At 60.1% G+C, this 26423-nt stretch carries 24 protein-coding genes; 13 read left to right on the top strand and 11 right to left on the bottom strand.

Translation table 11 applies throughout. From position 1 onward, the window contains the following. Position 1 precedes the first annotated feature (1 nt). The 4 genes from IE079_RS00985 to IE079_RS00970 all read right to left on the bottom strand — a co-directional run bounded on the left by IE079_RS00985 (position 2) and on the right by IE079_RS00970 (position 4192). Positions 2-1276, bottom strand: coding sequence for an acyl-CoA dehydrogenase family protein (locus tag IE079_RS00985; protein ID WP_189571506.1), 1275 nt, complete (start codon positions 1274-1276; stop codon positions 2-4). A gap of 23 nt (positions 1277-1299) precedes the next feature. Further along, a complete protein-coding gene (locus IE079_RS00980; protein ID WP_189571502.1) occupies positions 1300-2091 on the bottom strand; it encodes an enoyl-CoA hydratase-related protein in 792 nt (263 codons plus the stop codon). A 14-nt stretch (positions 2092-2105) separates the two neighbouring features. Continuing rightward, a complete protein-coding gene (locus tag IE079_RS00975; protein WP_189571499.1) occupies positions 2106-3398 on the bottom strand; it encodes a 3-hydroxyacyl-CoA dehydrogenase NAD-binding domain-containing protein in 1293 nt (430 codons plus the stop codon). A gap of 107 nt (positions 3399-3505) precedes the next feature. Further along, a complete protein-coding gene (locus IE079_RS00970; protein WP_189571496.1) occupies positions 3506-4192 on the bottom strand; it encodes a nitroreductase in 687 nt (228 codons plus the stop codon). 164 nt (positions 4193-4356) lie between these two features. Here IE079_RS00970 and IE079_RS00965 point away from each other — a divergent pair, with 164 nt between their 5' ends. From IE079_RS00965 to IE079_RS00950, 4 genes are all read left to right on the top strand, one after another. Beyond that, positions 4357-5211 carry a thioesterase family protein gene (locus tag IE079_RS00965; protein ID WP_189571493.1) on the top strand — a complete coding sequence of 285 codons (855 nt, stop codon included), beginning with the start codon at positions 4357-4359 and terminating at the stop codon, positions 5209-5211. Positions 5212-5360: 149 nt separating this feature from the next. Continuing rightward, entirely contained in the window at positions 5361-6527 is a 1167-nt protein-coding gene (locus IE079_RS00960; protein ID WP_189571490.1) for a C4-dicarboxylate TRAP transporter substrate-binding protein, read from the top strand. A gap of 79 nt (positions 6528-6606) precedes the next feature. Then, positions 6607-7722: a CaiB/BaiF CoA transferase family protein gene (locus tag IE079_RS00955; protein ID WP_189571487.1), complete on the top strand. Its 1116-nt coding sequence runs from the start codon at positions 6607-6609 to the stop codon at positions 7720-7722. 28 nt (positions 7723-7750) lie between these two features. Next, entirely contained in the window at positions 7751-8899 is a 1149-nt protein-coding gene (locus tag IE079_RS00950; protein ID WP_189571485.1) for an acyl-CoA dehydrogenase family protein, read from the top strand. A 77-nt stretch (positions 8900-8976) separates the two neighbouring features. Here the strand turns inward: IE079_RS00950 and IE079_RS00945 are convergent, their stop codons facing one another. After that, a complete protein-coding gene (locus IE079_RS00945) occupies positions 8977-11691 on the bottom strand; it encodes a winged helix-turn-helix domain-containing protein (protein WP_189571482.1) in 2715 nt (904 codons plus the stop codon). 325 nt (positions 11692-12016) lie between these two features. Between IE079_RS00945 and IE079_RS00940 the strand changes: the two genes are divergently transcribed. From IE079_RS00940 to IE079_RS00925, 4 genes are all read left to right on the top strand, one after another. After that, entirely contained in the window at positions 12017-12799 is a 783-nt protein-coding gene (locus IE079_RS00940) for an SDR family NAD(P)-dependent oxidoreductase (protein ID WP_189571479.1), read from the top strand. A gap of 154 nt (positions 12800-12953) precedes the next feature. Next, positions 12954-14135 carry an acetyl-CoA C-acetyltransferase gene (locus IE079_RS00935; protein WP_189571476.1) on the top strand — a complete coding sequence of 394 codons (1182 nt, stop codon included), beginning with the start codon at positions 12954-12956 and terminating at the stop codon, positions 14133-14135. Between the two features lie 93 nt (positions 14136-14228). After that, complete coding sequence (locus IE079_RS00930) at positions 14229-14768, top strand: TRAP transporter small permease (protein WP_189571473.1); 540 nt, start codon at positions 14229-14231, stop codon at positions 14766-14768. A 15-nt stretch (positions 14769-14783) separates the two neighbouring features. Next, a complete protein-coding gene (locus tag IE079_RS00925) occupies positions 14784-16088 on the top strand; it encodes a TRAP transporter large permease (RefSeq protein ID WP_189571470.1) in 1305 nt (434 codons plus the stop codon). A 174-nt stretch (positions 16089-16262) separates the two neighbouring features. Here the strand turns inward: IE079_RS00925 and IE079_RS00920 are convergent, their stop codons facing one another. From IE079_RS00920 to IE079_RS00895, 6 genes are read right to left on the bottom strand one after another with little or no spacing between them, the layout of a single operon-like run. Beyond that, positions 16263-17198 carry an alpha/beta hydrolase gene (locus IE079_RS00920; protein WP_189571467.1) on the bottom strand — a complete coding sequence of 312 codons (936 nt, stop codon included), beginning with the start codon at positions 17196-17198 and terminating at the stop codon, positions 16263-16265. A gap of 25 nt (positions 17199-17223) precedes the next feature. Beyond that, on the bottom strand, positions 17224-17598 hold the full coding sequence (locus tag IE079_RS00915) for a hotdog family protein (RefSeq protein ID WP_189571464.1): 375 nt from the start codon (positions 17596-17598) through the stop codon (positions 17224-17226). Further along, entirely contained in the window at positions 17595-17990 is a 396-nt protein-coding gene (locus IE079_RS00910; protein ID WP_189571462.1) for a MaoC family dehydratase, read from the bottom strand. Before IE079_RS00910 ends, IE079_RS00915 begins: the two co-directional genes overlap by 4 nt. A 2-nt stretch (positions 17991-17992) precedes the next feature. Continuing rightward, the gene (locus IE079_RS00905; RefSeq protein WP_189571460.1) at positions 17993-19507 is read right to left on the bottom strand and encodes an acyl-CoA synthetase; all 1515 of its coding nucleotides are present in this window, start codon (positions 19505-19507) and stop codon (positions 17993-17995) included. Further along, complete coding sequence (locus tag IE079_RS00900) at positions 19504-20271, bottom strand: enoyl-CoA hydratase/isomerase family protein (protein WP_189571456.1); 768 nt, start codon at positions 20269-20271, stop codon at positions 19504-19506. The genes IE079_RS00905 and IE079_RS00900 overlap by 4 nt, the downstream gene beginning before the upstream one ends. A 5-nt stretch (positions 20272-20276) precedes the next feature. Continuing rightward, positions 20277-20921 (bottom strand): TetR/AcrR family transcriptional regulator, encoded by a 645-nt coding sequence (locus IE079_RS00895; RefSeq protein ID WP_189571453.1) that lies wholly within the window; start codon positions 20919-20921, stop codon positions 20277-20279. Positions 20922-21283: 362 nt separating this feature from the next. On the opposite strand from IE079_RS00895, the gene IE079_RS00890 reads away from it, so the two are divergent. From IE079_RS00890 to IE079_RS00870, 5 genes are all read left to right on the top strand, one after another. Then, on the top strand, positions 21284-22492 hold the full coding sequence (locus tag IE079_RS00890) for a substrate-binding domain-containing protein (protein ID WP_189571450.1): 1209 nt from the start codon (positions 21284-21286) through the stop codon (positions 22490-22492). A 70-nt stretch (positions 22493-22562) separates the two neighbouring features. Next, positions 22563-23351 (top strand): ABC transporter ATP-binding protein, encoded by a 789-nt coding sequence (locus IE079_RS00885; protein ID WP_189571447.1) that lies wholly within the window; start codon positions 22563-22565, stop codon positions 23349-23351. Then, complete coding sequence (locus IE079_RS00880) at positions 23344-24069, top strand: ABC transporter ATP-binding protein (protein ID WP_189571443.1); 726 nt, start codon at positions 23344-23346, stop codon at positions 24067-24069. The genes IE079_RS00885 and IE079_RS00880 overlap by 8 nt, the downstream gene beginning before the upstream one ends. Beyond that, positions 24066-25145 carry a branched-chain amino acid ABC transporter permease gene (locus IE079_RS00875; protein WP_227712231.1) on the top strand — a complete coding sequence of 360 codons (1080 nt, stop codon included), beginning with the start codon at positions 24066-24068 and terminating at the stop codon, positions 25143-25145. The genes IE079_RS00880 and IE079_RS00875 overlap by 4 nt, the downstream gene beginning before the upstream one ends. A gap of 12 nt (positions 25146-25157) precedes the next feature. Then, complete coding sequence (locus tag IE079_RS00870; protein ID WP_189571441.1) at positions 25158-26369, top strand: branched-chain amino acid ABC transporter permease; 1212 nt, start codon at positions 25158-25160, stop codon at positions 26367-26369. The last annotated feature ends 54 nt before the right edge of the window (positions 26370-26423 follow it).

Below are 26423 nucleotides of genomic sequence, written 5' to 3'. Positions count from 1 at the left end.
CTCAGCCCTCCCCGTCGAGACCGAACTTTTCCCGGGCCCGGCGCACCTGCTCGGACTTCAGGTAATCCGGGAATGGACCCTCGGCCGGTTGTACCGCCTTGAGGACTTCCCGGGCGACGGTAACCTTGTGCACTTCCGTGGGCCCGTCCGCCAGGCCCACATGAAAGGAATTGATGATCCATTCGGCAAAAGGCATGTCGTGGGATATGCCCAGTGAGCCATGGATCTGCAGGGCGCGGGCGGCAATCTCGTTGAGGATCCGCGGCATGACCGTTTTCACGGCCGCAATGTTCTTGCGGGTGGCCTTGTAGTCATGGCCCTGATCCAGCAGCCAGGCAGTTTCCAGAATCAGCAGGCGGAACTGGCGCAGCTCCACCCAGGAGTCGGCGATTTTTTCCTGCACCATCTGTTTCTTTGACAGCTGCTCACCCTTGGTGAAGCGTGACACCGCCCGCTCGCACATCATGTCGAAGGCCCGGGTGGCCTGGGCCAGGGTACGCATGGCGTGGTGCATGCGACCTCCGCCGAGGCGAACCTGTGCCACCACAAAGGCATCCCCCTGTTCCCCCAGCATGTTCTCGGCCGGCACCCGGACGCTCGTCCAGCGCAGGTGGGCGTGGGTGTCCTGGGGCTCACCATAAAAGCCGTAATTGCGGACAATTTCGATACCCGGGGTATCCGCCGGCACGATGAACATGGACATCCGCCGATAGGGCGGCGCATCCGGGTCGGTCACCGCCATGATGATGAAAAAGCTGGCGAAACGGGCGTTGGAGGCAAACCACTTCTCGCCGTTGATCACCCATTCGTGGTCTTCCCGGACCGCCGAGGCTTCCAGCACCAATGGATCGGCACCGCCCTGGGGCTCGGTCATGGTAAAGCAGGAGACGATCTCGTTATCCAGCAGCGGGTCGAGGAACCGTTTCTTCTGTTCCGGGGTGCCGTAATGGGCAAGTATTTCGGCGTTGCCCGTATCCGGGGCCTGGGAGCCGAATACGATCGGGCCGAATCGGGAACGGCCGAACTGCTCGTTCATCAGGGCCAGCTTGAGCTGGCCGTAGCCCTTGCCGCCCAGTTCCGGTCCCAGATGGCAGGCCCAGAGTCCGCGCTCCTGCACCTGCTTCTGCAGTGGTCTTACCAGGCGCTGAAACTCCGGGTCATGAATGTTCCACTGGCTGCCCAATACATGGTCCAGCGGCTCCACCTCGTCCCGGACAAACTGGTTGATCCAGTCCAGCTCCTGCTGGAAATCCGGGTCTGTCTCAAAGCTCCACATGGCCAGCTCCTCTGGTTACGGCCCTAGAATCTGGGCTCCCGCTTTTCCAGAAAGGCCATTACCCCTTCCTGAAAGGTCGGACTGTCGATCAGCCCCTGTTGACGCTCAGCCTCATAGGCCAGCTGTTCCGCGAGGGTTGCGGTATCAGCCCGGTCGAAGGCCTGGCGCAGTTCCGGAGCGGCGTGATTGGGGCCCGCCGCCAGCCGTCTTGCGATGGCGATGGCTTCGGATTGCAGGTCCTCGTCGGGCACGGCTTTCCAGATCAGACCGTCCCGGACCGCATCGTCTCCGTACATGCGTTCTCCCAGAAGGCTGACCGCCATGGCTCTGGCGCGGCCGATCAGTCGTGGCAGGATCCAGGTTGCGCCGAGATCGGGCAGGATGCCCAGTTTGGGAATGAACGGGAACAGAAAGTAGGCAGACTTGCCCGCCACCACGATATCCGCCGCCAGGGCAATACTGGCGCCGGCACCGGCCGCGGCCCCGTTGACCGCCGACACCACCGGGAAGGGCAGATCCCGCAGTTCCAGGGCCATGGGGTTGGACAGGTCTTCCATCAGGTTCTTGACCTGGATGCCCAGGCTGGGACCGTCGGAATCCGGGCTCATGGAGCCCAGATCGGCGCCGGAGCAGAAGGCTTTGCCGGTTCCGGTCAGAATCAGTACCTTGATGTCATCGCGGCTTCTGATTTCCTGGAGGGCGTCACGAACCTCCTCCTGAAGCGGCACCGACATGGCGTTCATGGTTTTGGGCTGGTCCAGAGTGAGGGTGGCTATGCCTTCCTCAATGGCCAGATGAATGCGTTCGTAGCTCATGGCCGCGTCTCCTGTCAGTTGCCCGTGGGGAATTCGTCGTAGAAGCTGCCGCCGGTTTCCGCCAGCTTGCGGATGGTGGCAGTTGGTTCGTACTGTATGCCCAGGTGACGGTACTGCTCACACTGTTCCAGGATAGCCTTTGCGCCCAGGCTGTCGGCATAGCGCATGGCGCCCCCCTTGTCCCGGGGGAAGCCCACGCCCATCAGCAGGGCTGTATCCAGCTCTTCGGCGGAATTGACGACCTTGTCTTCCAGGCAGTGTACGGCTTCGGTGATCATCGCCAGCATCATGCGTTGCTGGATTTCCTCAACACTGAAATCCTTCTGGCCGTCGGGCTGGATCTCCATCAGCAGCTCGTGGGCTTCGGCGCTGGAATGCTTCTGGGGTCGGCCGCTGTCGTCCGGCGTGTATTCGTAGAAGCCCTTGCCGTTCTTCTGGCCGAGGCGATCTTTCGATTTCATCAGCCGGAAGGCATCATTCTCGATATGTGGCATGCGCTCCGGGTAACCGGCAGAGATTACGTCGGAGACGTGGCTACCGGTGTCGATACCGATCACATCTTCCAGGTAGGCCGGGCCCATGGGCCAGCCAAAGGCTTCCATGGATCTGTCCACATGTTCAAAGTCGGCGCCTTTTTCGACCAGCTGCAGGAACGCCCGTGTGTAGGCTGTCAGGATGCGGTTCACCAGGAAGCCGGGGCAGTCCTGTACCACGATCGGTGTCTTGCCCATTTTCAGGGCCCAGGTGACGGCAGTGGAGACGGACTCGTCAGAGGTGCGGGTACCCTGAATGATCTCCACCAGCGGCATGACCGGCACCGGGTTGAAGAAGTGCATACCCACGAAGCGTTGCGGGTGCTTCATGTGCTGGCCGATATCGTCAATGCGCAGGCTGGAAGTATTGGTGGCAATCAGGGTGTCGTCGTGGACCACGGCTTCCAGCTGGTCCAGTACCTTGTGCTTTAGGCCGAGGTTTTCCACCACCGCTTCGATGACACCATCGACCTTGTCAAAGCCCTCGTATTCCAGGGTTGGCTCGATGGTGGCCAGCACCTGGCTCGCCTGTTCCTGCGTCATCTGCTCCTTCTTGATCAGCCGGTCTACCTGGCTGGACGCGGTTTTCATGCCCAGGTCCAGTTGCTCCTGGGCGATGTCCTTCATGATTACCGGCACACCGTGAGCGGCATTGGTAATGGTGATACCCCCGCCCATGATTCCGGCGCCCAATACCGCGGCCTGATTGACCGGGCGGGCCTGGTCACCGTGTTCCTTGAAAACCTGTTTGAGTTCGGCGGAAAGTCCGGACATGTGTTTTCCTCCTGCTGTCTGAATGCTGCTGTCAGAAATAGCGTGACCAAGCCCCGCTGTCGTCGTCCGAACCGACGAAGCGGGGCTGGTGGTGGTCGGTGGCTGTCTCAGATACCCCGGAAGCGGGCGAATTCGTCCAATGAGGCGCGGCGGGTGCGGAGCTGGTTAACCGGGTCATCTTCATCCATGTAACCGATGGACATGCCGGTAAACAGCATGAGGTCTTCTTGAGGATCGAGGAATTCCTTCAGGGTTTGGTGATACAGACTCCAGCATTCCTGTGCGCATGAGTCCAGGCCCTCCTCGCGAAGCAGCAGCATGACCGTCTGCAGGAACATACCCAGGTCCGACCACTGGGGCGGGCCCATCTGCCGGTCCACATAGCAGAACAGCGCCAGCGGAGCACCAAAGAACTGGTAGTTGCGGGCAAACCAGCCCATGCGGGCGGCTTTGTCTTCCCGGGGGATGCCCAGCAGCCCGTACATGTCTTCCCCCACCTGGAAGCGATAGTCCCGGTAGGGCGCCTTCAGGCCCTGGGGGTAGACATTGTATTCCGGGTCCTCGCCCTTTGGCGCCTCCTGCACCCGGGTGGCCATGAGCTCCTTGAAGGCTTTGAGGTCGTCGCCGCCCACGACATAGAGTTGCCATGGCTGGACGTTCCCGCCGGAGGGTGATCGTGCGGCCTTTTCCAGCACCCGGCGGATAACGGCGCCGTCTACGGGCTGGTCGGTAAAACCGCGCACTGACATACGGGTATCGACGGCTTCGGTAACGGTGCTGGCCTTGCTTCTCATGGACGGTTCTCCCTGGTGGAGTGTTTCTTGTGGCATTATCAATCAAGCCATGGTGGCGCCCGCCGGACCGGTTGGCAATCGTCGCTTACGACGAAGCAGGTTGCGAAACCGGGTGGGAATATGGATGCTTGAGATCCAATTGTTTACAGGAATTCCGTCACATCATGAATGCAGAATCACAACCCGGTGCCGTATTCCGCGGCATCCTGACCCCCCGTTATACCGACCAGGACACCTGGCGCCATGTGAACAATTCACGGGCGTATCAGCTGCATATTGAGGCCCGGATGCAGGCGCTGGTCAAACGTTTCGGGCCGGACGCCTGGTTTTCTGACACTGAGCGGCTGCGGCCTTTGCGGGCGATTACCCAGTTCAACGCAATGAGCTTCTACGGCAGCAACATAGACTTTGTGGTGACAGTGTCGGGTGCTGATCACGACAGGCTCCATATGCGCACCGAGTTGCACCAGAACGATGAGCTTGTGGGCATTCAGGACGTCTGGTTGGGTGCCTTCCTGAACCATGAGCGCGTGGCCCTGCCGGAGCATATCTACAGCAGCTTTCGGGCGGATGTGGATGCTGATCCGGTTGCCATGCCCGACGAAGGTTACAGCCAGTACGCCGACGATTTCTCCCGGTTTCCCGTTCACCGGGAGCTGACCCCTCGTTATGCTGACCTGGATGCCGACAGCCAGCGTAGTGAAGCGGCGATTGCCCGCTATATGGAACAGGCCCGGTTTGGCACTCTCCAGAGTGTCGAAATGGGTGGCCTGGGTCTGTTGATTGCTGCCCTGGACGTTACCTACGGCCACTACCGTCCGAGTTCCACCCCTGTGGAGCTGGTAACCGGAGTGAGCCATGTGGGTAACACATCGTTCCATCTGACCGGTGGTGCCCAGAGCCGTCACGGCGTCCACGCCATTGGCAACAGCGTTATGGTGGTGGTGAACCTGGCGACCAACCGGCCGGCACCAATAACCGATAACATCCGGGAGCAGTTGGAAAAACTCCGTCTGTAGCGGATAGATGCCATCGTCGGACACGGACTGGCTACTGTGAACAGTTCGTCGGTTCCGACGATGGTGAGGCCCCTGGTGGCTACCTACACTGATCTTGAGACTACGTTGCCCCGATACCGGTACAACAACAAAAAGATCAGGAGGTCCACATGATTTCGCGTAAATCCCTGTTATCCCTCGGCGGTGTATCCGCATCCATTCTCACTGCCGCGCTGCTGGCCGCGCCGGCCCAGGCCCGAACACTATCCTATGCATCGGTCTATCCGGCCGGCTCGGAAGCCGACAAGGCCGTGCATGAATGGGCCGACAAGCTGGAGGAATACTCCGACGGAGATCTCACGGCCAAGATTTTTGCCATGTCATTGCTGAGTGCTTCCGAGGTGTCTGCGGGTGTACGGGACGGTATGGCGGATGTGGGTTACCTGCTGACCGTGTACTTTCCCGCCCAGTTTCCTCATATCAACCTGATCAACGAATCTGCCATGCAGGTGAACCTCATCGATCGTGACCGGCTTAACGGAATGGGTACCTATGCCTTCGAAGGGGCTGTCACGGAGTTTCTTTTCTTCAATTGCCCCGAATGCATGCAGGAACTTGCCGCCCAGAATCATGTGTACACGGGCAATGTGGCCAGCAGCGGCTATGGCATGGTATGCAACGAACCTGTAGTGGAGCCGGCAGATCTTGAGGGCTTGCGCATGCGGGTCGCAGGGTCCCACTGGTCCCGCTGGGTGTCGGAATTCGGCGGCTCCTCAGTGTCCATGACCATAAGCGAAATTCGTGAAGGTCTCAGTCAGGGCGTCCTGGACTGCACCATTTCGTCACTGCCTGAAATCACCAACCTGAATCTCACCGAAGTGGTTACTGACGTGACTGTGGATCTGCCCGGAGGTATCTACGCCGGCTCCAGCGGTGCCAGCGTCAACCAGGATGTGTGGCGGTCGCTGTCCGAGGATCAGCGCCGGGCCATGCTCCGTGCAGGCGCCTATCTTACGGCCATTACGCCATGGCGTTACGAACAGACCCAGGATGAAGCCCTGGAAGCGGTACGTGAAAGTGGTGGCAACATCCACAACGCCTCGAAGGAATTCCATGAAGCAACCGAAGCGTTCGTGAAAGAAGATCTGGAAACGATCGTGGGCTATTACCAGGAGCGCCACGGCGTTGAACGGGGTAAAGAGATGCTGGACGAGTTTGCAGTGTTGCTCGACAAGTGGGTTGATCTGGTGCAGGGCGTTGAAAGTGCGGATCAGCTTGCGGAGATCTACTACGACGAAATTTTCGCAAAAGTGGATGTGTCGAAGCACGGGCTCTGACAAGCGGCGCTGGCCCTTTATTGACCGGGTCACCGAGTTGGCCCGGTTCACCTGGTATCGAAGGTAATGTGAGGAAACAATGGCAGGTCCACTGACTGGCAAGCGAGTGATCGAAATGGTTGGCTTGGGCCCGGCGCCATTCTGCGGCATGATGCTGGCGGATATGGGAGCCGAGGTCATCCGCATCGACCGGCCGGGCGCCGGCAAAGACGGCGCCTGGAAATATGACATTCTGTCCCGGAATCGCACTTCGGTGTGTCTCGACCTGAAGAAGCCGGAAGGCGTAGAGGCGGTACTGGCGCTGCTTGAAAAAGCCGACGCACTGATTGAAGGCTTTCGCCCGGGTGTGATGGAAAAAATAGGGCTGGGCCCGGATGAATGCATGACGCGCAATCCGGCACTGGTCTATGGTCGCATGACCGGTTGGGGGCAGCATGGCCCTTTGGCTCACGCCGCTGGTCATGACATGAATTACATCGCCATCAGTGGCGCCCTGCACGCTATTGGTCGTGCCGATGAGCCGCCGGTGGTCCCGCTGAATCTGGTAGGAGATTTTGGTGGCGGCGGCATGCTGTTAACCGTGGGCGTGCTGGCCGCAATGCTGGAGGCGACCGGCTCTGGAAAGGGGCAGGTGGTGGACGCCGCCATGACCGACGGCGCTGCCCTGCTGTCTTCCATGATGTACGGTTTCAGGGCGGCCGGGCAGTGGAGTAACAATCGGGGTGAGAACATGCTGGATGGTGGCGCCCACTTCTACGACGTCTACACCTGCGCTGACGGGAGGTATGTAGCGGTAGGCGCCATCGAACCAAAATTCTACGCCGAGTTGCTTGAGCGCTGTGGACTGGACCAGCAGGCCTTCCAGCCTCAGATGGACCCTCGCCGCTGGCCCATGCTCAAGTTGAAACTGGCGGATGTGTTTCGCACCCGCACCCGTGACGAGTGGTGTGAGATCCTGGAAGGTACCGATGCCTGCTTTGCGCCGGTGCTGGACTGGGACGAGGCGCCCCTGCACCCCCATAACCAGGCCCGCAATACCTTCGTGGAGTCGGGTGGCTTTACCCAGCCCGCGCCGGCACCACGCTTCAGTCGGACTCCTTCGGATACGCCGGAGGCACCGACTGCGCCGCAGGAAGATGCTACCGGCATTCTCTCCAGGTGGGGAGTGCCGGATGATCTGATCCGCTCCCTGTGAACCGTTTTTATGAACCGAGGACACTATTATGTCGATTGATCTGACACCGAGCTGGCAGGACGAAGAACTGTCCATGTTCCGTGATAACGTGGGTCGTTTCTTGGAAGCCGAAGTGGCACCCCATGATGAAGAAGCCCGCAAACAGGGCCATGTGGGCCATGAAATGTGGCGCAAGGTCGGTGAAATGGGCCTGCTGTGCACTGATATTCCCGAGCAGTACGGCGGTGCTGGCGGTGATTTCCGTCATGAAGCGGTGGTTGCCGAAGAGATGGGCAAACGCGGACTGACAGGTCTGAATCATTCCGTTCACAGCATTGTGGCCCATTATTTCCTCAACCACGGTACCGATGAGCAGAAGGAAAAATATCTGCCGCGTATGGCCCGGGGTGAACTGGTGGGAGCCATCGCCATGACCGAGCCCGGTACCGGGTCGGACCTGCAGAGCATTCGCACACATGCCAGGAAAGATGGCGATCACTATGTAATCAATGGCTCGAAGACCTTCATTTCCAACGGCTTTCTGGCCGGTGTGGTGCTGGTGTGCGTGAAAACGGATACCAGCCAGGGCGCAAAGGGCATATCCATCATGGTCGTGGAGACCGAAAACCAGCCGGGTTACCAGGTGGGTCGTGTCCTGGACAAGATCGGCTTGAAGGCTCAGGACACCGCGGAGCTCTTCTTCGAAGATGTCCGTGTCCATGAAGGCCAGTTGCTCGGAGGTGTTGAGGGCAAGGGGTTCTTCCAGCTGATGGGGGATCTGCCTTACGAGCGTCTGTTTATCGGCGTTGGTGCCCAGGCCGCCATGGAGGGGGCTTACCGGGCAACCCTGGATTATGTACGCGAGCGCACCGCCTTTGGTCAGCCCATTGCTGACTTCCAGAATACCAGGTTCAAGCTGGCTGAAATTGCCACCACCATCAAGGTGGGCCGTGCCTTTGTCGACGAGTGCGTCGGAGACATGCTGGAAGGAAAACTGGACACCACCAAAGCGTCGATGGCCAAGCTCTGGGGCAGCGAGAACCAGTGCCGGGTGGTCGACGAATGTCTGCAGTTGTTCGGTGGCTATGGCTACATGAACGAGTACATGATTGGACGCATGTACACCGATGCTCGCATTCAGCGGATTTACGGCGGTACCAACGAGATCATGAAAGAGGTGATCTCGCGGTCTCTGTAGGTTCGGTGCCAGTAAATGCCTGGCCACGGAATCCATATATGGATTCCGTGGCTAAAAAGCCTTGTCAGTAAATGCCGTTAAACAATCCCCAGTCTGCGGGCAATGGCCACCGCCTGGGTCCGGCTGCTGGCGTTGAGCTTGGAATTGATGTTCCGCAGATGAGTGCGGACCGTGCTGTCGGAGACAAACAGTTTCTCCGCCATAGCGCTGTTTGAATAGCCTTCCGACAGCAGCTGCAGCACCCGGATTTCCTTGCGTGTGAGGGGATCGAGCAGGGTGTTCTCGGGCTCCGGCGCTGCCGCTGGTTCCTGGATTTCCGGTCCGAAGGCATCCAGCAAAGATTGTACGTAGCTGGCCAGTATCGGGTCGGTACGCTCACTACCTTCCTTCTGGTTCTGGGAGAAAAGCAGGACCAGTGCACCCGCAGCGGCGCCTTCATCCACCAGCAACCGCAAATAGCCCTCCGACGATGCGACGTGCAGCACATCGCCCATCACCGTCATGGCTTCCTGCGATCGTGTGTTCTTGTGAAGGGCGATTGCTTTCAGGAGTTTCAGCATAAGGGCCCGTCGGAAACGTTGTTCATCGTTTGCGTAAGCGAGTTCCCGCTCAATATCCTCCAAAGCTTTCTCCGGATGGCCGGCGACTATGTCCATGCGGATTTCCGCCAACTCCCGATACTCAAGATCGTTGGCCGGCAGCCTCAGGGTCTGCACCCGCTGCCATAGTTCAGCATCTCCGGCCCGGTCCAGCTCCTGGCGTGCAGCGTCAAACCGCCTTTGCAGCAGGAGCAGCCGGGAACGCTCCAGGCGCGTGGTGGCCACCACGCGACTCAGGTTGCGGATATGACCCAGGTGTTCCAGTTCGGTGAGAATGCGAAAGGCCTGATCGATTTCGCCCCTGGAAAAGGCGATTCGTGCCAGCATGATATCGCTCAGCAACATATGATCTGGCAGGCCCACATCCCGGGCCAGGGGGCCGTAGACGTGGAGTAGTCGTGCGGCCAGGTCCAGCTGATTCTGCTCGTAGATGGCTCCGGCATGGAGCACGCCTGCCCACGCATTGCCATTGGCCTGGCTGAACGAGGATGCTTCGCGGGTTGCCCCCACGGCCAGGCGAAAGCGTGCAGCCGCCTGGCGCTGGCGGCCCTCCTGCATGTCGATGATGCCTTCCACTGTTTCCGAATACATCACATTGAACGCGCTGGCGTAAGTGCCTTGCGCATCCCGTGCAAAGTCCAGCAGTTGACGGGCCTTGTTGTACAGACCCATCACTGAATAGCTGCTGGCCATGGAGTTGATCAGGGCCATATCTGCGAAAGGTTGGCAGGTGGGCAGCTCCGGCAGGCCCAGTTCCCCGATTTCGATCGCCTCCTCCTGCTGGTCCATCATGGACAGGGTCAGTGGCCGGATGGCCATGACGTGGGGACGGATCTGCGGATTGGTGGACTGTTCCAGCCCGGTTTCCTCCAGCATTTCCAGGGCTTCAGTGGGGCCTCGGGTAAAGCAAAGGGCCCAGACCCAGGTCATCTGCAGCTCTTCATCCTGCTTCAGGCGCTCGGGCGGAATGATGCTGAACCATCTGGACAGCAGCCGCATGCGCCCCTGAGAAAGCAGGTTGGCTGCATGACCTCGTAACAGGCTGAGTGCACGCTGGTAATCGCCACTTTCAAGGGCGTGGTCAATGGCAGGTACTGGCCGGTTTTCCTGTTCGTACCACCGTGATGCGGCGAGATGAAGTCGGGGAATTTCTTCCGGGTGTTCGGCATTCAGCTGAGACTTGAGGAACTCCGCAAAAAGACTGTGGTAACGATAGGTCTGATCGTCGTTGTCCAGCGGCGTCAGGAAGGTGTGACTGTTGGCCAGGTGTGACAGCATGGCCCTGGCGTTGGTATGGGGCAACAGCGCCTGGCAGATGGAAACGTTAAGGTGCCGCAGGATGCTGGTGTGCAGGAGAAACTCGCGCACCGGTTCCGGTTGCAATGCCAGCACGTCATAGGCCAGGTAATCGGAAATGGTCTGGTTGGCTCCGGAAAAACGCTCGATAAAGGTTTCTGGCGAGTCGTGGCCTTCCAGGGCCAGTGATGCCAGCCAGAGGGCGGTCACCCAGCCTTCCGTGCGGTCGTGGATTCGCAGCAGATCTTCCTGGGTCAGTGCCAGCTGGCGGCGGGATATTAGAAAGTCCGTCGTTTCATCCATCGAGAAACGCAGCTGTCGGGCATCGATTTCCAGCAGCTGACCCCGGGCCCTCAGCCGGCCAAGGCCAAGTTCCGGCAGGTTGCGGGTGCCAATGATGAACTGTCCCCGTCTGGGCAGGTGCTCGACGATCTCTCGGATCAGACCCAGTACCGCAGAGTCCTGGACCCGTTCGAAATCATCCAGAAACAGGGCAAAAGCCGACTGGTGTTCTGACAGACGCGCCACGATATCAAGAGCAGCGTCGCCTGTGGAGGTAAAGGCACGATCATACGGGGTGGAGGGCGGCTCCTTGCCATCTTCTGTAAGTCTTGATACGGCGGCATTGAGGTACCAGAGGAAGCGGGAAACATCGTTGTCGGCATCGTCCAGGGTCAGCCAGGCCGTCACCATGCCCTGTTCTTCCATGCGGCCCATGCACTGGCTCATCACGGTAGTCTTGCCGAACCCGGCGGGAGCGCGGACCAGCACCAGGCGGGCAGCAGAGGCCGACAGTACCTTGTCAACCACGCAGGTACGGGGAACCTGCGCCGCCCTGGACGTGGGCGGATTGAGCTTGCTGGTCATCAGAACCCGGTTGGGTGAAGCGCCTGCCATTGCTAACTTGTCCTTATTCTCTATGGTGGAGGCATCTTTTGTTATGTGGGTGCGATGCCTTCCACAAGGACAACAGTCTATGCTGACTTCCGAGTGGCCCGCAAGTATCGCTTTGCTGGTGGAAATGCTTACAAATCAACCCTGTGAATAACGCATATTTCTCAGGAAGGCCCCTGTCCCCCAATTCGTCGGATACGACGATGCCGCGGGTCCGCGCAGCCCCTAACCTGTGATGAAAGCATGCAGTGGTGCGTTCGATCCACAAGCCAGAACAGGTTCTGACACACTGCTGGACCAACAGATACCTGGATAAAAAGGAAACCCTATGAAGCTCGACTCTTCTATCAGTGCGGTGGTCACCGGCGGGGCCTCGGGTATTGGCGAGGCAGTGGCCCGCCGACTGGCCGCTTCCGGCGTCAAGGTTGCGATCTTCGATTTCAATGAGGAGCGCGGTGAGGCCATCGCCTCCGAGTTGGGCGGGGTATTCTGCAAAGTGGACGTAACCTCCGAAGAGACCGTGGATGCAGGCCTGGAAAAGGCGCGGGCAGCCATCGGTCAGGAGCGGATCCTGATAAACTGCGCAGGTACCGGCAACGCCCACAAGACTGCCAGCCGGGACAAGAAGACCGGTGAGGTAAAGCACTTTCCACTGTCGGAATTCGAGAAGCTTATCCAGATCAATCTGATCGGCAGCTTCCGTTGTGCGGCGAAGTCGGCTGCCGGTATGCTGGAGCTGGATGGGCTGCAGGACGGCGAGCGGGGCGCCATCGTCAATATTTCATCGGTTGCCGCCCAGGATGGCCAGGTCGGTCAGGCAGCCTACTCTGCCTCCAAGGCGGGCGTGGTGGGGATGACCCTGCCCATGGCCCGGGACCTGATGAACGACGGTATCCGGGTCAATACTATCATGCCGGGCCTTATCAATACTCCGCTGATGAGTGGCCTGCCGGACAACGTCAAGGACGCTCTGGCGGCGTCAGTGCCTTTCCCCAAGCGACTGGGTGAGCCGGATGAGATCGCCTCTCTGGTTGAGTTAATGGTGAGTAATGGTTACTTCAATGGTGAGAGCGTTCGCCTGGACGGTGCCATCCGCATGGCGCCCCGATAAGAGTCGGAAAACGCATTTCGTCGCTTCCGACGACGCCGGAGTAGTGTGTGAACGCAAGAATGGCGTCCCACTCTCCGGCACAATCCGACCCTGATCTGGTCGGACTGTACCTGAATCAATAGCGCCGCAGGGCGGCCGAAACGAGGATCCAGACATGGCAGAAGCATATATCGTAGCCGCAACCCGCACCGCCGGTGGCCGCCGGGGTGGCCGACTTTCCGGGTGGCACGCCACCGATCTGGCGGCGGAAGTACTGAACGACGTGGTGGACAAGGCCAAGGCCGATCCCAAACTTATCGACGACGTGATCATGGGCTGTGTCAGCCAGATTGGCGAGCAGGCCACCAACGTAGCCCGCAACGCCGTGCTGGCGTCAAAGCTGCCGGAGTCCGTTCCCGGCACATCCATCGACCGCCAGTGTGGCAGCTCGCAGCAGGCCGCTCACTTTGCTGCACAGGCCGTGATGTCTGGCTTTCAGGACATCGTGATCGCATCCGGCGTGGAAAGCATGAGTCGCACGCCCATGTTCTCGCCAGTGGCCCTGGCTCAGAAGGCTGGCATAGCCGAGCATTACATGGGGCCGAAGATCAAGGAACGGTATCCGGACATCGAATTCAGCCAGTTCATGGGTGCGGAAATGATCGCCAAGAAGTACGGCCAGTCGGCTGACGATCTCCACCGCTTTGCACTGGGAAGCCACAAACGTGCCATTGCAGCCACCGAGGCGGGGAGGTTTGACAAGGAAATCCTGCCGCTGCAGGCCAGGTTTCAGGATGGCACCGTGCTGGACGAGATGCACCGGGTTGATGAAGGCATCCGTTTTGACGCCACCCTGGAAGGCATTGCCGGCGTCAAGCTGCTGCAGGAAGGCGGTGTGATCAACGCCGCCGTGGCCAGCCAGATCTGTGACGGTGCCACCGCAGTGATGATTGTCAACGAAAAAGGGCTGAAAAAGCTGGGCGTGGAGCCCCTGGCCCGTATTCATCACATGAGCGTTATCGGTCACGACCCGGTAATCATGCTGGAGGCTCCGATTCCGGCGACCCGACAGGCCCTGGAAAAGAGTGGCATGAGCATTAACGATATCGACCTGTTCGAGGTTAACGAGGCTTTCGCGCCGGTACCCCTGGCCTGGTTGAAGGAAACAGGTGCGGATCCTGATCGCCTCAATGTGAACGGCGGCGCCATAGCTCTGGGTCATCCTCTGGGCGCATCCGGTACCAAGCTCATGACTACCCTGGTTCACGCCCTGCATGACCGTGGCGGGCGTTATGGCCTGCAAACCATGTGTGAAGGTGGTGGCATGGCCAACGTCACCATTATTGAGCGGCTCTGATGACAGTGCGGGTGGCCCTTGACAGCCGCCCGCACTAGCACCGCAACCAGGCACACAATAACAATGAGCCCCCACTGGGCAGGAGGTTGCAGGATGTTTGCAATCGGTCGGTTTCTGTCAAATATAACCAACCTGATCTCGATCATCGGTGGTCTCGCTATCGCACTGATGATGTTCCACATCACCTTCGATGTGATCGGGCGCTATTTCTTCAATGCGCCTATTCCCGGCACCATCACCATTGTTTCCTATTACTACATGTCCATTGCGGCCTTTGTTCCCCTGGCATTCGCCGAGCAGAAGGATGCTCACATCTCGGTTGAGGTGATTACCGAGCACATGCCGGCCTGGATGCGCAACAATCTGGAACGCCTGGCAATGCTGTGCTCGCTGGTGGTGTTCAGCTTCCTGGCGGTGCGGACGTTTGGCGAGGCCGAAAGCAAGCGCGCCATGGGTGCGTCCATTGTGCAGGGCAACTCGGACATTCCCATCTGGATAACCTATTACATGCTGCCCCTGGGCGCTGGCCTGATGACCCTGGTGGTGTTGTACAAGTTGATCAACGGTTTCCTGCCAGGCGAAAGCGGCCTTGATACGGATCGCGCCAAAGCCGACGAACTCGACCCGGACTGATGAGAGATAACAACAATGAGTGATGTTCAGATTGGCCTCACCGGTCTTGGCTTGATTATTTTCCTGATTGCGCTGCGCATTCCTATTGGCGTTACGCTGATCGGGGTTTCCTTCGGCGGCTTGTGGTATCTGATGGGCTTCAATGTTGCCTGGGGTTCCATTGGCATCGTGCCCTACCAGTTTGCCGCCAACTGGGTGCTCAGTTCGGTACCCATGTTCCTTTTGCTGGGTTTCATCTGTTATCACACCCAGCTCACTCAGGGCATGTTCCGGGCGGCGCGAATGTGGTTGTCCGGTATCCCCGGTGGGCTGGCTATCGCCGCCGTGTTCGGTTCTGCCGGGTTTGCAGCGGTGTCCGGCTCGTCGGTGGCCTGCTCGGCGGCCATGGGCCGTATTGCGGTGCCGGAGATGGTGAAGTACCGCTATAACCCGGAACTGGCGACCGGTACGGTGGCCGTGGCAGGCACCATCGGCGCGTTGATACCGCCGTCCATCATCATGATCCTGTACGGCATTATCGCTCAGCAGTCGATTACCGGGCTGTTCCTGGGGGGCATCTCCGCCGGGATCATCACCGCGATCGGCTACATCACGGTGATCCTGGTACGGGTGAAACTCAAGCCCGAGCTGGCCCCGGATACCAATGAAAGTTTTCCCTTTGCCGACAAGGTCTGGGCACTGAAAGACACCTGGCCGGTAATCCTGATCATGATCGGCATTTTCGGTGGCCTGTTCGGTGGCATCTTCACGCCCACCGAAGCCGGCGCCGTCGGTGCCTTTCTTTCATTGATCGTGGCAGGCATCAAGGGCAGCCTGACCTGGGTGCGCTTCCGGGACGCCATTCTGGAAACTCTCCTGACGACCAGTGCCCTGATCATTATCGCGGTGGGTGCGAGCCTGTTGACGCGGTTCCTGGCACTTACGGGGGCAGGTGATTTCCTGTCTGACTGGATCATCGGTCTGGACGCCGGCGCGGTAGTGGTCCTGCTGGCGATCGTACTTATCTACATCCTGTTGGGCATGTTTCTGGAGCCCATCGGCGCCATGTTGCTGACCCTGCCGATCGTGCTGCCAATCATTGATAACCTGGGCCTCAGCCTGCTGTGGTTCGGTGTGGTACTGACCAAGTTGCTGGAGGTGGGTATGATCACGCCGCCCATCGGCATGAACGTGTTCGTGATCAAGAGTGTGGTAGGCAACCTGGTCACGACGGCCCAGGTCTTCCGGGGCATCTTCTGGTTCCTGATGATGGATCTGTTCGTGCTGTTCCTGCTGATGACCTTCCCCGAAATCATTCTGTTCCTGCCAGGGCTCGGGTAATTCGCCCTGGCCGGGTCTGAACCAATTTTCCGGGTTAGTCCGAACGAAAAAAGCCAGATCGGGGCTCCTGATCTGGCTTTTTCGGTTTCATGAAGCCCAACTGAGCAGGTGAGTCTACGCGGCATGCGTATTCTTTCGCTACAGGGCTCCCCAAGGGGTGAGGGCCTGAGGCGACTACTGAGACAGAAATGCGCCAATTGCGCGATAGGTATCCGAACACGCCTGCGGCACCAGGTCCTCCAGATTCAGGTAGGCGTGGATCATGTCCGGGTAGTCCCTGAGTTCGCAGGCTATCCCGGCTTCCCGAAGCTTGCGGGCATAGGCCACGCCTTCGTCGTGGAGCGGGCAGTAGCCGGCCGTGATCACCAGGGTGGCCGGCATACCCTCCGGCACCGGCATGTGCAGCGGTGATGCCGTCCGCCGGTCTTCTCCGCTGGCAAAATAGTGGTCGAAGTACCAGCGGATGCGTTCCGCTTCCAGCAGGTAGCCTTCACCGTGTCCGCTGATGGATGGATGCTCCAGTGTGTAATCCAGGCTCGGGTAGATGAGCATCTGGTGGGTCAGGTTAAGGTTCGTGTCACCGCCCAGTTGATGGCTGATGGTGGCGGCATAGGTGGCGCCACCGGAATCCCCGACCAGGGCCAACTGGCGGATGAAGGCAATGTCCTCGGTTTCCAGTATATCCCACACTTGGCGCGTCACATTCAGGCAGTCGTTGAGGCCCCCCGGGTAGGGGGTTTCCGGCGCCAGCCGGTAGTCCACCGACACCACCAACTGGCCTGTGGCCTCGGCCAGTTTGCGCGCAATGGGTTCATAGACCGCGACGCTGCCGGCCATATGGCCGCCGCCGTGGAAGAACAGAATGACAGGCCGGGCGACACCGGGTTCGGGGTCATAGAGTCGAACGGGAACGTCGCCTTCAGCGGTGGCTACCTGTACGTCATGGACCCGGGGCAGGTCAGGCGCCCGGGTGACAAAGGTGGCAGTCAGGCCGGCCAGGCTGTCCCGCACCATGTCGGGCGTGGCTTCCACGCCCCTGGCTTTTTGCTCGGCAACCATGGCGTTGAGCTGATCGAGCCAGGCGCGCAGGTTGGGGTGTACGTCTGTCATCGGTTTGACTCCGTCGTGAGCGGCCTCAGTGCTGGAACAGCACCAGTGCTTCGCCATCACAGATCAGGCGGCCATCGCGGCCGGTACAGGTGGTTGCCAGGTTTACCAGCGCCTTGTCCCGGCGCAGGCGGCGAATGCTGACACTGGCCTGCAAGGGTTCATCGGCTTCGGCTGTGGCGTGGAACGTCATCGCCTGTTTCAGGTAATTGGTGCCGTGGCCGGGCAGGTCCTCCCCCAGCAGGCAGGAGAAGAGGCCCGCAATCAGCGGTTCCGGTACCCCACTCCATGCCTGGTCCAGTTGGCACAGGTCGCACCATTCCTGTATGTCCGTGGCGGAAAAACGGCGTTCGAGGTGCGCGGTCTGGCCTTCGTTCAGTGCGTCGAAACGTTTCAGGTTCATGATGCTTCCCTTGCGGGCAGGGTCAGCTGGCACTCGCCGGCAAGGCAGGTTTCGCCGTCGGGCCCCGTGATCGTGGCTTTCAGGTAAAGTTGCGGACCGTCGCGACGCTGCTCCTCTACCACCAGTTCCAGTGTCTTGCCGGCGTAAGCTGGTGCAGGGAATATCAGGTTCTGGTTTTTCAGGGTTGAACCGGGCCAGTTCTGGGCCAACAGGCTGCGCACCACACTGAACAGCAGCATGCCGTGGGACACGGTCTGGCCGAAGCTGGTGCGGGCCGAAAATTCCGGATCCACATGGATCGGATTGTGGTCGCCACTGAGACGGGCAAACCGGTCAAAGTCTTCCTGGGTGAGCACGAAGGTCTGCTCGCAGGGAATGGTTGCATCGATCATGATCAGTCCTGTCTGAGGGCCTGTTTGGTGACCTTGCCCAGAGCATTGCGGGGCAGCTCATCCACCACGCGGAAATGCTTCGGAACCTTGTAGCCGGCCAGTCGCTCGCGGCACCAGGCGCTCAGGTCCTCCGGCTGAGGCTCCTCGCTGTCCGGTTTAAGGCACAGGAAAGCCTTGCCCACCTCGCCCCATTTCTCGTCCGCTACGCCAACCACCGCCACTTCGCTGACGGCCGGGTGTTCGACCAGTACCCGCTCCACCTCGGCGGGATAGACGTTCTCGCCGCCGGAAATGAACATGTCCTTCCAGCGGTCGACAATGTAATAGCAGCCATCCTCGTCACAGCGGGCGACATCGCCACTGTGCAGCCAGCCGTCCGGCTCGATGGCCTCGCGGGTGGCGTCCGGGCGGTTCCAGTAGCCGGGGGTGACGTTCGGTCCACGAATCAGCAGCTCTCCGGATTCCCCCGGTGCAACGTCCTGGCCATCGGTGCCGACAATGCGGATTTCCGTCAGCAACTGAGGCCGGCCCACGGAGCCGATCTTGTCCAGCACGTCAGCTTCGTCGAGCAGGAACACCGTGGGGCCGGTCTCCGTCATGCCCATGCCAGTACGCACGCGGATGCCTTCTTCCACAAACTGCCGCGCCACCGGGAGTGCCAGTGGTGCACCGCCACAGCCCCAGGAGCGGACATTGCGCAGGCGCTCGCCGCTGAACGATGGATGCTCGAGAATGGCCTGGTATACCGCTGGCACACCGAAGAAAATGGTGGCACGCGTCTCCAGTACATCCATGGCCTGATCCGGGTCGAACGCGCGGGCAACCAGCACTGTGCCGCCTGCCAGGAAGACTGCAGACGAATAAAGGTTGATGCCGGCGGTGTGGAACAAAGGCAGCACGTTGAGCAGGGTGTCCTGGCCGGTCAGGTCCACCGCCAGCCCGATGTTCAGGTAGTTGCTCATCATCATCCGGAAGGTCTGGATGACTCCCTTGGGCCGTCCCGTGGTTCCGGAGGTGTAGAGCAGATACCAGGGTGTGTCCGGGTCCCTGTCGGGGTGGGGGGCAAGATCTGGCGTGGTATCAGCCAGGTCTGTGTCGTAATGACGACAGTCACCGGCCTTGCCGTCCAGGTCCACCAGCACGCGGGTATGCCCGGAGGCCCTCAGCTTGCGGGCACTGTCGGTGAACTCCTCGCCGAAGATCAGTGCGTCCGGCGTGCAGTCTTCCATCAACTGCTCCAGCTCCGGCTGGGCCAGGCGCCAGTTCAGGGGCACCAGGATCAGTCCGGCCTTGGCACAACCGAACAGCATGGCGAAGAACTCGGCCCGGCTGTGGCCGAGAAAGGCCACCCGGTCACCTTCCTGCAAACCCCATTGGCCTAGGGCGGCAGCGGCAAACCTCGCGGCCTGCTCGTTAAGTTGCTGATAAGTGTAGGCGATGCCCGAGGCCAGGTCTTCCAGGGCCGGGCGGTTGGGGGTGACGCGGGCGCGGTGACCCGCCAGATCGAACATGTTCATGCATTCCTCCCGAGAAATTCAGCCATGCCCTGATCGGCTTCATCGGTGATGATCTGTTCCAGAAATTGCTCAAGCTCCCGCTCCAGTGCCGCCGCTGCCCGCTCCGGGTCAGGCCGGTTCAGTCGCAGTGTCCGTGCCATACTGCCGGCCTTGTGCCGGGCGAGCGTGGTGGCAATGGCCAGGGCTTTCGACAACTCAGCGCCGGCAGCAGAGCTGTACTGGACCAGTCCCCAGGCCACAGCCTCGTCCCGCGAAATGGTGCGATTGGTCAGTTGTACATCCAGTGCCCTGGCCCGTCCGATGCGCTCCGGTAGCAGGGCGGTCCAGCCGCCATCAGGACTGTAGCCCACGACCGTATACCAGGGAGCAAAGCTGGCTTTGGGGCCGGCGACCACGATATCGCTGGCCAGTACCAGGCCAATTGAGCCACCGGTCACCATGCCCTGAACAGCCGTTACCGTGGGCACTGGCAAGGTCAGAAGCTGGCCGATGACGGTATTGAGCGTACCGACCACGGTTCTGGCGTAGCTGTGACGGTCTGCCCTCGGCGTGTCGTAAAAGCCGGCCACATCGCCGCCGGTGGAAAAGGATTTGCCGGCAGCGTCGATCACCAGTACGGACGGGGACTCCTGCCGGCACTGCTCGAGGGCGCGGCTGAGATCTTCCAGCAGTTCCGGTACCAGGGCATTGTGGCGTTCCGCCCGGTTCAGCGTCAGGCGGCCGATGCCATTGGATTGACGGTAGATGACGTGTTTATAGGGCATTGTAGTCATCCCCGTTCCCTCCCGCTCAGCGCCAGCCCGTTACGCAACAGGTCCGACATGGTCTCCACAATGGGGTCGAAGGCGTCCTCGCCTTGCTTCGCCCGCTGGTCCCAGAGAGCGTATTTCATGCCCAGAAAATGGGACAGCCCCATCAGGGCCCAGGCCCGGTGCTGGTTATTGCCAGCGCGAATTTCGCCCTTGCGGGCAGCGGCATTGAGCATGTCGGCATAGCCTCTGGCGAACGTCTCGTAATACTCCTGGTAGATGGCCTCATCCACGAACTGGGCTTCCTGCAATACCCGGTACAGGGACGGGTGGTCTGCCAGATACTGGAGAAACGCCCGCAGCCCCTGTTCTTCCGCTTCCAGCCGCTCGTCGGTGCTGATTACTTCGGCGGCAAGGTGAGCCCGGAGCTTGTGACCCAGGTCCATGACCAGTTCCCGCAGGATTTCCTCCTTGCTGCTGAAATACGTGTAAAAGGTGCCCTGGGCTACGCCAGCAGCCCTGGTAATGTCGGTTACGCCGGCCCGGTGATAGCCGAGGGTGCCGAAGGTGTCTTCCGCCGCTTTCAGTATCTTCGCCCGGGTGCGGGCACCCCGGGCCGTCTTCGGTGCGCCCGGAGACTGCGGGGCCTGTATGGTTGTATTCATCAGCCATGTCCTTTCGCGTCGATCTGGAGACGGAGCACCGTCCTCTGCCCCGGGGCGGGGGCGGCCAGTAACAGTTTCTATCATTACTAAACATGAACGGGTCGTCAACTAAACTAGAGTCGAGCCAAGCGGGTGTCAAGCTCCGTGAGGTCGCATGATAAGGGGGCTCGAGGGGTGAGAGTGGGAAAATCTATCGGATTCTGGTTGTTTGATAGCCAAAAAAAGATGATTTTTTTTCTTGATAAAACCTGAATCAGTTGTCATATTTTGAGTCGAGCAACAATAATAAAGTGGGGCCAGCCGACAGGTGGCCCTTCATGTAGTCACAGAACAGCCCGACAACAATAAGAGGGGATCACCGTATGAAGCGCATCATGCTTGCAGCTGCCATTTCGATAGGCGCTCTCTCTGCCCAGGCGGCAGAAGATTCCATCCGTATAGCCCATGTCACCGGGTTCACGGGCCCGCTGGCTCCTTACGCCGAACAGCTGGATGTCGGCCTGAACATGGGTTTTGAATACGCGACCAACGGCACCATGGAAATCGAGGGGCGCCCCGTTGAGCTGTCCACCAAGGACACCCAGCTGGACCCGGCCCGGGCTCGTGCTCTGGTGGAAGAGGCTTACGCCGAGGATGACGCACACATCGTCGTGGGACCGGTTTCCTCCGGTGTTGCCCTGGCGACCCTGCCGTTGGCCCAGGACTATGAGCGCATCATCATGCCCGAAGGTGTGGCAGACGCCATCACTGGCGAGGAGTGGAACCGCTACGTGGTCCGGGTGGGACGCAACTCCTCCCAGGATGCCGTGTCCAACGCCGTTGCGCTCGGTGAGCCGGGGGTTTGCGTATCCACTATTGCTCAGGACTACGCATTCGGTCGTGACGGCGTAGCAGCTTACAAGGAGGCCATGGAAGCCGAAGGTGGCAAGATCGTCCATGAAGAGTACCTGCCTACCGACGCTACAGACTTTACTGCGGCGGCTCAGCGGTTGTTCGACTCCCTCAAGGACCGTAGTGACTGCGAAAACGGCAAGTACATTTTTGCGATCTGGGCCGGTTCGTCCAACCCGCTGGGTCGAATTCAGGATCTGGATCCGAGTCGCCACGGTATCAAGCTGGCCACCGGTGGCAACATCCTGGCCGCGATGGTGGGTTATGCTGACTTCCCGGGCATGCAGGGTGCAGGCTTCTACTACTTCGAGTCGCCGGACAATGAAGTTAACGACTGGCTGGTGGAGCAGCACTTTGAACGCTACAACTCTGCCCCGGACTTCTTTACTGCCCAGGGATTTGCCCAGGCGATGGCCATTACCGAGGCTATCCGCAAGGCCGGTGGTTCCACAGATGCCGAGGACCTGATTGCAGCCTTTGAGGGACTGGTGTTCCAGACCCCCAAAGGCGAGATGGAAATTCGCGCCGAGGACCATCAGGCGATGCAGGATATGTATCACTTTGAGATTGAGGTTCAGGAGCGTGACGACTGGTTTGACGACCGTACCGTTAAAGCAGGTGTGCCCGAGCTGATCCGGGTTATCGACCGCAAGGAAATGGACATCCCGGTCCGCAACTGAACGATTCCCTCCCACAGGCCCCCGGTTCCCCGGGGGCCGCATGATTACAAAAACGCAGCCGGAGTTGTTCATGTCAACCGAACAAGCGGTTCTTGAAACCCGTGACCTGACCATAAACTTTGGTGGCCATGTGGCGGTCGACCGGGTCTCCTGCCAGTTTCACAAGGGGACCCTGACCTCCATTGTCGGGCCCAATGGCGCCGGCAAGACCACCTGGTTCAACCTGATTTCCGGTCAACTGAAAGCCAGCGCCGGCCAGGTGCTCCTCAACGGTGAGGACCTTACCGGCCTGTCCGCGCCGCGCCGGGCAGACAAGGGCCTGGGCCGGGCCTTTCAGCTGACCAACCTGTTTCCGAATCTCACCGCCCTGGAGAATGTCCGGCTGGCGGTGGCCGCCCGTCATCACATCGGCCATGTGTTCTGGCAGATGGCCAGCCACCGCCGGGATCTCACCGAACGGGCCATGGCATACCTCACCCAGGTCAATCTGGGCGGGCGTGCCGAATACCTGGTGTCCGGGCTGCCCCACGGCGACCAGCGCAAGCTGGAAGTGGCATTGATGCTGGCGCTGGAACCGAAGGTGTTCATGTTCGACGAGCCCACCGCCGGTATGAGTGTGGACGAGGTACCTGTGATTCTCGACCTGATCGCCGATATCAAGAAACAGCAGGACAAGGTGGTGCTGCTTGTGGAGCACAAGATGGACGTGGTGCGTTCCCTGTCGGACCGTATTGTGGTCCTGCATAACGGTGAACTGGTGGCCGATGGCGAGCCGGCCGAGGTAATTGCCTCGCCGGTGGTGCAGGAAGCCTATCTGGGCGCCTCGCCAGACGTCGAAACGGAGGTAGCCCATGGCTGATCCCATCCTGACACTGTCTGGCGTAAAGGCGGACATCGACCAGTACCACATCCTCCATGGTGTCGATCTGACGGTTCCCAAAGGTGAACTCACCGTGCTGCTGGGCCGCAACGGCGCCGGCAAGAGCACCACCTTGCGCACCATCATGGGCCTGACCACCCTCACCGGGGGCACGTTGACCTACCAGGGGCAGGACATCAGCCGATGGCCAACACCGAAAATTGCACGCGCCGGTATCGCTTTCGTGCCCGAGAGCATGGGCATTTTTGGCCTGCTGACGGTACGGGAGAACCTCGTTCTGGCTGCCGTTAACGGCCCCATGGACGAAGCGCGCCTGCAATGGATCTTTGATCTGTTTCCACCCCTGAAGAAATTCTGGGACAAGTCTGCCGGTACCCTGTCCGGCGGCCAGAAACAGATGCTGGCCATTGCTCGTGCGGTGATTGAACCCCGGGATCTGCTGCTGGTGGACGAGCCCACCAAGGGGCTGGCACCGGCCATTATCAACGATCTGGCGGATGCCTTCGAACAGCTCAAGGCGCAGCAGGTGAGCATCCTGCTGGTGGAGCAGAACTTCAACTTCTCCCGCCGTCTTGGTCAGACCGTGGCGGTCATGAACGATGGCGCGGTAGTCCACGCTGGCACCATGGCCGAGTTGGCCGAGAATGATGAGCTGCAGCAGGATCTGCTGGGCCTCGGACTGGGAGCGCATCAATGACTGAGGAGACCACTGCCATGCCGATGTCCGATACCGGGGCCGAACGACAGCGCCGCCGCCCCATCGAGTGGCTGAAAGATGTGCGGGACAACAAGGCCCACCTGTTTCTGCTGGGCATCATGTTACTGGCTTCCGTGGCCGTGATTGATTTCCGGACCTGGCTGGTGCTGACCATCAGCGGGGTGGCCATGGGCGCCATGCTATTCCTGATGGCGTCGGGCATGACCCTTACCTTTGGCCTGATGAGTGTGCTCAATCTGGCCCATGGAGCCTTTATATCACTGGGGGCCTTCGCCGGCGGCACCGTGCTGGCCTTCTGGCTGGATGGCTTTGCCGGCTCACCATCGTTTCTGCTCAATCTGGTGGCCATTGTTCCGGCGCTGCTGTTCGCGGCCGTGGTCGCCGGTGTGGTGGGGCTGGTGTTCGAAAAGCTGGTGATCATGCCGGTGTACGGCGACCACCTGAAACAGATCCTTGTGACCGTGGGTGGCTCCATCATCCTGATGCAACTGATCGAGGTGGTCTGGGGGCCCAATGAGATTCCGGTCACTCGCCCCGACTCCCTCAGCGGTGCTTTTTTCGTGCCGGAATTCCTGCCCCTGATCGGTGGCATCGTGCTTGAAAAATACCGCCTGGTGGCCGTAGTGCTGGGCCTGGCCATCTATGCCGCCATGCTGTGGGTAATCGACCGTACCCGCATCGGCATTCTGATCCGCGCTGGTGTGGAAAGCCGTGAGATGGTGGAAGTTCAGGGCTACCGCATTCATCTTCTGTTCCTGGGTGTGTTCGTTGCCGGTTCCGCACTGGCGGGCCTCGGCGGCGTCATGTGGGGCATGTACAAGGAACTGCTGACGCCCCATATGGGGGACGAGATGATGATCTCGGTCATTGTGGTGATCATCCTCGGCGGACTGGGCTCCATTCGCGGCTGTTTCTACGGCGCGCTGCTGGTGGGGCTGATCAATCTCTACATCGGTTTTGTGGAGCCCCGCCTGGCGGCGGTGGCGACCGTGGGGCTGATGGTGGGCGTACTTATGTGGCGGCCCCAGGGGCTGATCCCGGTGATCAAGGTTTAGGGAGAGGCAAAGATGTTGAGAAGAATTCTGTCTGAGGATTACCCCCGCAGCAAGCCGTTGACAGCTCTGCTGCTGATCATCGTGGTCAGTCTGGTGCTTGGTCCGTTCCTGTTTGATGGCATCCGGGCGTTCACCACTCTGGGCATGATCTGCGTGTTCATCATGGTGGTGGCGGCCTACGATCTGATGTTGGGCTATACCCACATTGTGTCCTTCGCTCACACCATGTTCTTTGGCATCGGTGCCTACGGGGTGGCGATGGCCATAGAGAGCATGGGCAATAGCTTTGGCGCGATATTGGTGGGCCTGGTGGGCGCACTGGCGATAAGCTTCGTGCTATCACTGCTGCTGGGTTTGCTTTCGCTGCGGGTGAAGGCCATTTTCTTTGCCCTGGTGACCCTCGCGGTTGCGTTTGCGTTCCTCAGCCTGGTGACCCAGCTGTACCACGTCACCGGTGGCGAGGATGGTATGCGGGTGCGAGTGCCCCGGGAGCTGGGGCCGGCCTTCCGTCCCTTTGAGGCGCCGTTGCCCGGTATTGATATTCCGACCCTGCTCAAGGGCTTGCTGACCCAGCCGTGGAACCTGGGGCAGGTATGGCAGGAGTCACAGTTCGACTTGCGCTTCAATGGCCGCAATGTCATGTACTACGTGCTGGTGGCGATGGCCACCGGGGTGTTCCTGTTCCTGCTTCGCCTGGTGAATTCGCCCTTTGGCCGGGTGCTGCAGGCGATCCGGGAAAACGAGTTCCGGGCCGAAGCGCTGGGTTACCGCACCGTAGTCTACCGCACCGCCGTGGTCATCCTGGCCGCCCTGGTGGCGACCCTCGCGGGAGCCGGTTTTGCCCTCATCAACCGCTATGTGAATCCGGAAAACACCCTCAATTTCGAGCTGATGGTATTTATCCTGCTCATGTGTGTGATTGGTGGCATGGGAACTGTATACGGCGCTGTCGTGGGTAGCACGCTGTTCATCCTCGCGCAGAATTACCTGCAGGACCTGCTCAAGTGGGTAGGGCAGTACACCGCCGGCATTCCGGTGGTGGAGAACCTGCTGGGGGCCGACCACTGGCTGTTATGGTTCGGGGTGCTGTTCGTCCTGAGCGTATACTTCTTCCCGGCCGGGGTCGTGGGGCAGCTCAGGATCTGGTCGATGCGCCGACGTAGTCGGCAGTCGCCCCCGCCGTCCGGGCCGGCGGCCGAACCCGAGCCCGAGCCACAAACCTGAGCCGCGGCACCGGGGATCTGACCCGATTTTTCGGTTCTCAGATTCGTCGTAACA

Origin of the sequence: Marinobacter zhanjiangensis (assembly GCF_014651935.1) — a bacterium.
GTDB classification, from domain to species: domain Bacteria; phylum Pseudomonadota; class Gammaproteobacteria; order Pseudomonadales; family Oleiphilaceae; genus Marinobacter; species Marinobacter zhanjiangensis.
Note: the sequence above shows the minus strand (reverse complement) of the source record. Positions and strands in the feature narration are given on the sequence as shown.

What these genes read in the sequence shown, in the direction of transcription:
- IE079_RS00935 (WP_189571476.1), top strand. Translation starts at nt 12,954, where the DNA reads ATGGCAGAAGCATATATCGTAGCCGCAACCCGCACCGCCGGTGGCCGC.
- IE079_RS00925 (WP_189571470.1), top strand. Translation starts at nt 14,784, where the DNA reads ATGAGTGATGTTCAGATTGGCCTCACCGGTCTTGGCTTGATTATTTTC.
- IE079_RS00940 (WP_189571479.1), top strand. Translation starts at nt 12,017, where the DNA reads ATGAAGCTCGACTCTTCTATCAGTGCGGTGGTCACCGGCGGGGCCTCG.
- IE079_RS00930 (WP_189571473.1), top strand. Translation starts at nt 14,229, where the DNA reads ATGTTTGCAATCGGTCGGTTTCTGTCAAATATAACCAACCTGATCTCG.
- IE079_RS00960 (WP_189571490.1), top strand. Translation starts at nt 5,361, where the DNA reads ATGATTTCGCGTAAATCCCTGTTATCCCTCGGCGGTGTATCCGCATCC.
- IE079_RS00890 (WP_189571450.1), top strand. Translation starts at nt 21,284, where the DNA reads ATGAAGCGCATCATGCTTGCAGCTGCCATTTCGATAGGCGCTCTCTCT.
- IE079_RS00920 (WP_189571467.1), bottom strand. Translation starts at nt 17,198, where the DNA reads ATGACAGACGTACACCCCAACCTGCGCGCCTGGCTCGATCAGCTCAAC.
- IE079_RS00885 (WP_189571447.1), top strand. Translation starts at nt 22,563, where the DNA reads ATGTCAACCGAACAAGCGGTTCTTGAAACCCGTGACCTGACCATAAAC.
- IE079_RS00870 (WP_189571441.1), top strand. Translation starts at nt 25,158, where the DNA reads ATGTTGAGAAGAATTCTGTCTGAGGATTACCCCCGCAGCAAGCCGTTG.
- IE079_RS00980 (WP_189571502.1), bottom strand. Translation starts at nt 2,091, where the DNA reads ATGAGCTACGAACGCATTCATCTGGCCATTGAGGAAGGCATAGCCACC.
- IE079_RS00880 (WP_189571443.1), top strand. Translation starts at nt 23,344, where the DNA reads ATGGCTGATCCCATCCTGACACTGTCTGGCGTAAAGGCGGACATCGAC.
- IE079_RS00915 (WP_189571464.1), bottom strand. Translation starts at nt 17,598, where the DNA reads ATGAACCTGAAACGTTTCGACGCACTGAACGAAGGCCAGACCGCGCAC.
- IE079_RS00895 (WP_189571453.1), bottom strand. Translation starts at nt 20,921, where the DNA reads ATGAATACAACCATACAGGCCCCGCAGTCTCCGGGCGCACCGAAGACG.
- IE079_RS00965 (WP_189571493.1), top strand. Translation starts at nt 4,357, where the DNA reads ATGAATGCAGAATCACAACCCGGTGCCGTATTCCGCGGCATCCTGACC.
- IE079_RS00910 (WP_189571462.1), bottom strand. Translation starts at nt 17,990, where the DNA reads ATGATCGATGCAACCATTCCCTGCGAGCAGACCTTCGTGCTCACCCAG.
- IE079_RS00985 (WP_189571506.1), bottom strand. Translation starts at nt 1,276, where the DNA reads ATGTGGAGCTTTGAGACAGACCCGGATTTCCAGCAGGAGCTGGACTGG.
- IE079_RS00905 (WP_189571460.1), bottom strand. Translation starts at nt 19,507, where the DNA reads ATGAACATGTTCGATCTGGCGGGTCACCGCGCCCGCGTCACCCCCAAC.
- IE079_RS00900 (WP_189571456.1), bottom strand. Translation starts at nt 20,271, where the DNA reads ATGCCCTATAAACACGTCATCTACCGTCAATCCAATGGCATCGGCCGC.
- IE079_RS00875 (WP_227712231.1), top strand. Translation starts at nt 24,066, where the DNA reads ATGACTGAGGAGACCACTGCCATGCCGATGTCCGATACCGGGGCCGAA.
- IE079_RS00955 (WP_189571487.1), top strand. Translation starts at nt 6,607, where the DNA reads ATGGCAGGTCCACTGACTGGCAAGCGAGTGATCGAAATGGTTGGCTTG.
- IE079_RS00950 (WP_189571485.1), top strand. Translation starts at nt 7,751, where the DNA reads ATGTCGATTGATCTGACACCGAGCTGGCAGGACGAAGAACTGTCCATG.
- IE079_RS00945 (WP_189571482.1), bottom strand. Translation starts at nt 11,691, where the DNA reads ATGGCAGGCGCTTCACCCAACCGGGTTCTGATGACCAGCAAGCTCAAT.
- IE079_RS00970 (WP_189571496.1), bottom strand. Translation starts at nt 4,192, where the DNA reads ATGAGAAGCAAGGCCAGCACCGTTACCGAAGCCGTCGATACCCGTATG.
- IE079_RS00975 (WP_189571499.1), bottom strand. Translation starts at nt 3,398, where the DNA reads ATGTCCGGACTTTCCGCCGAACTCAAACAGGTTTTCAAGGAACACGGT.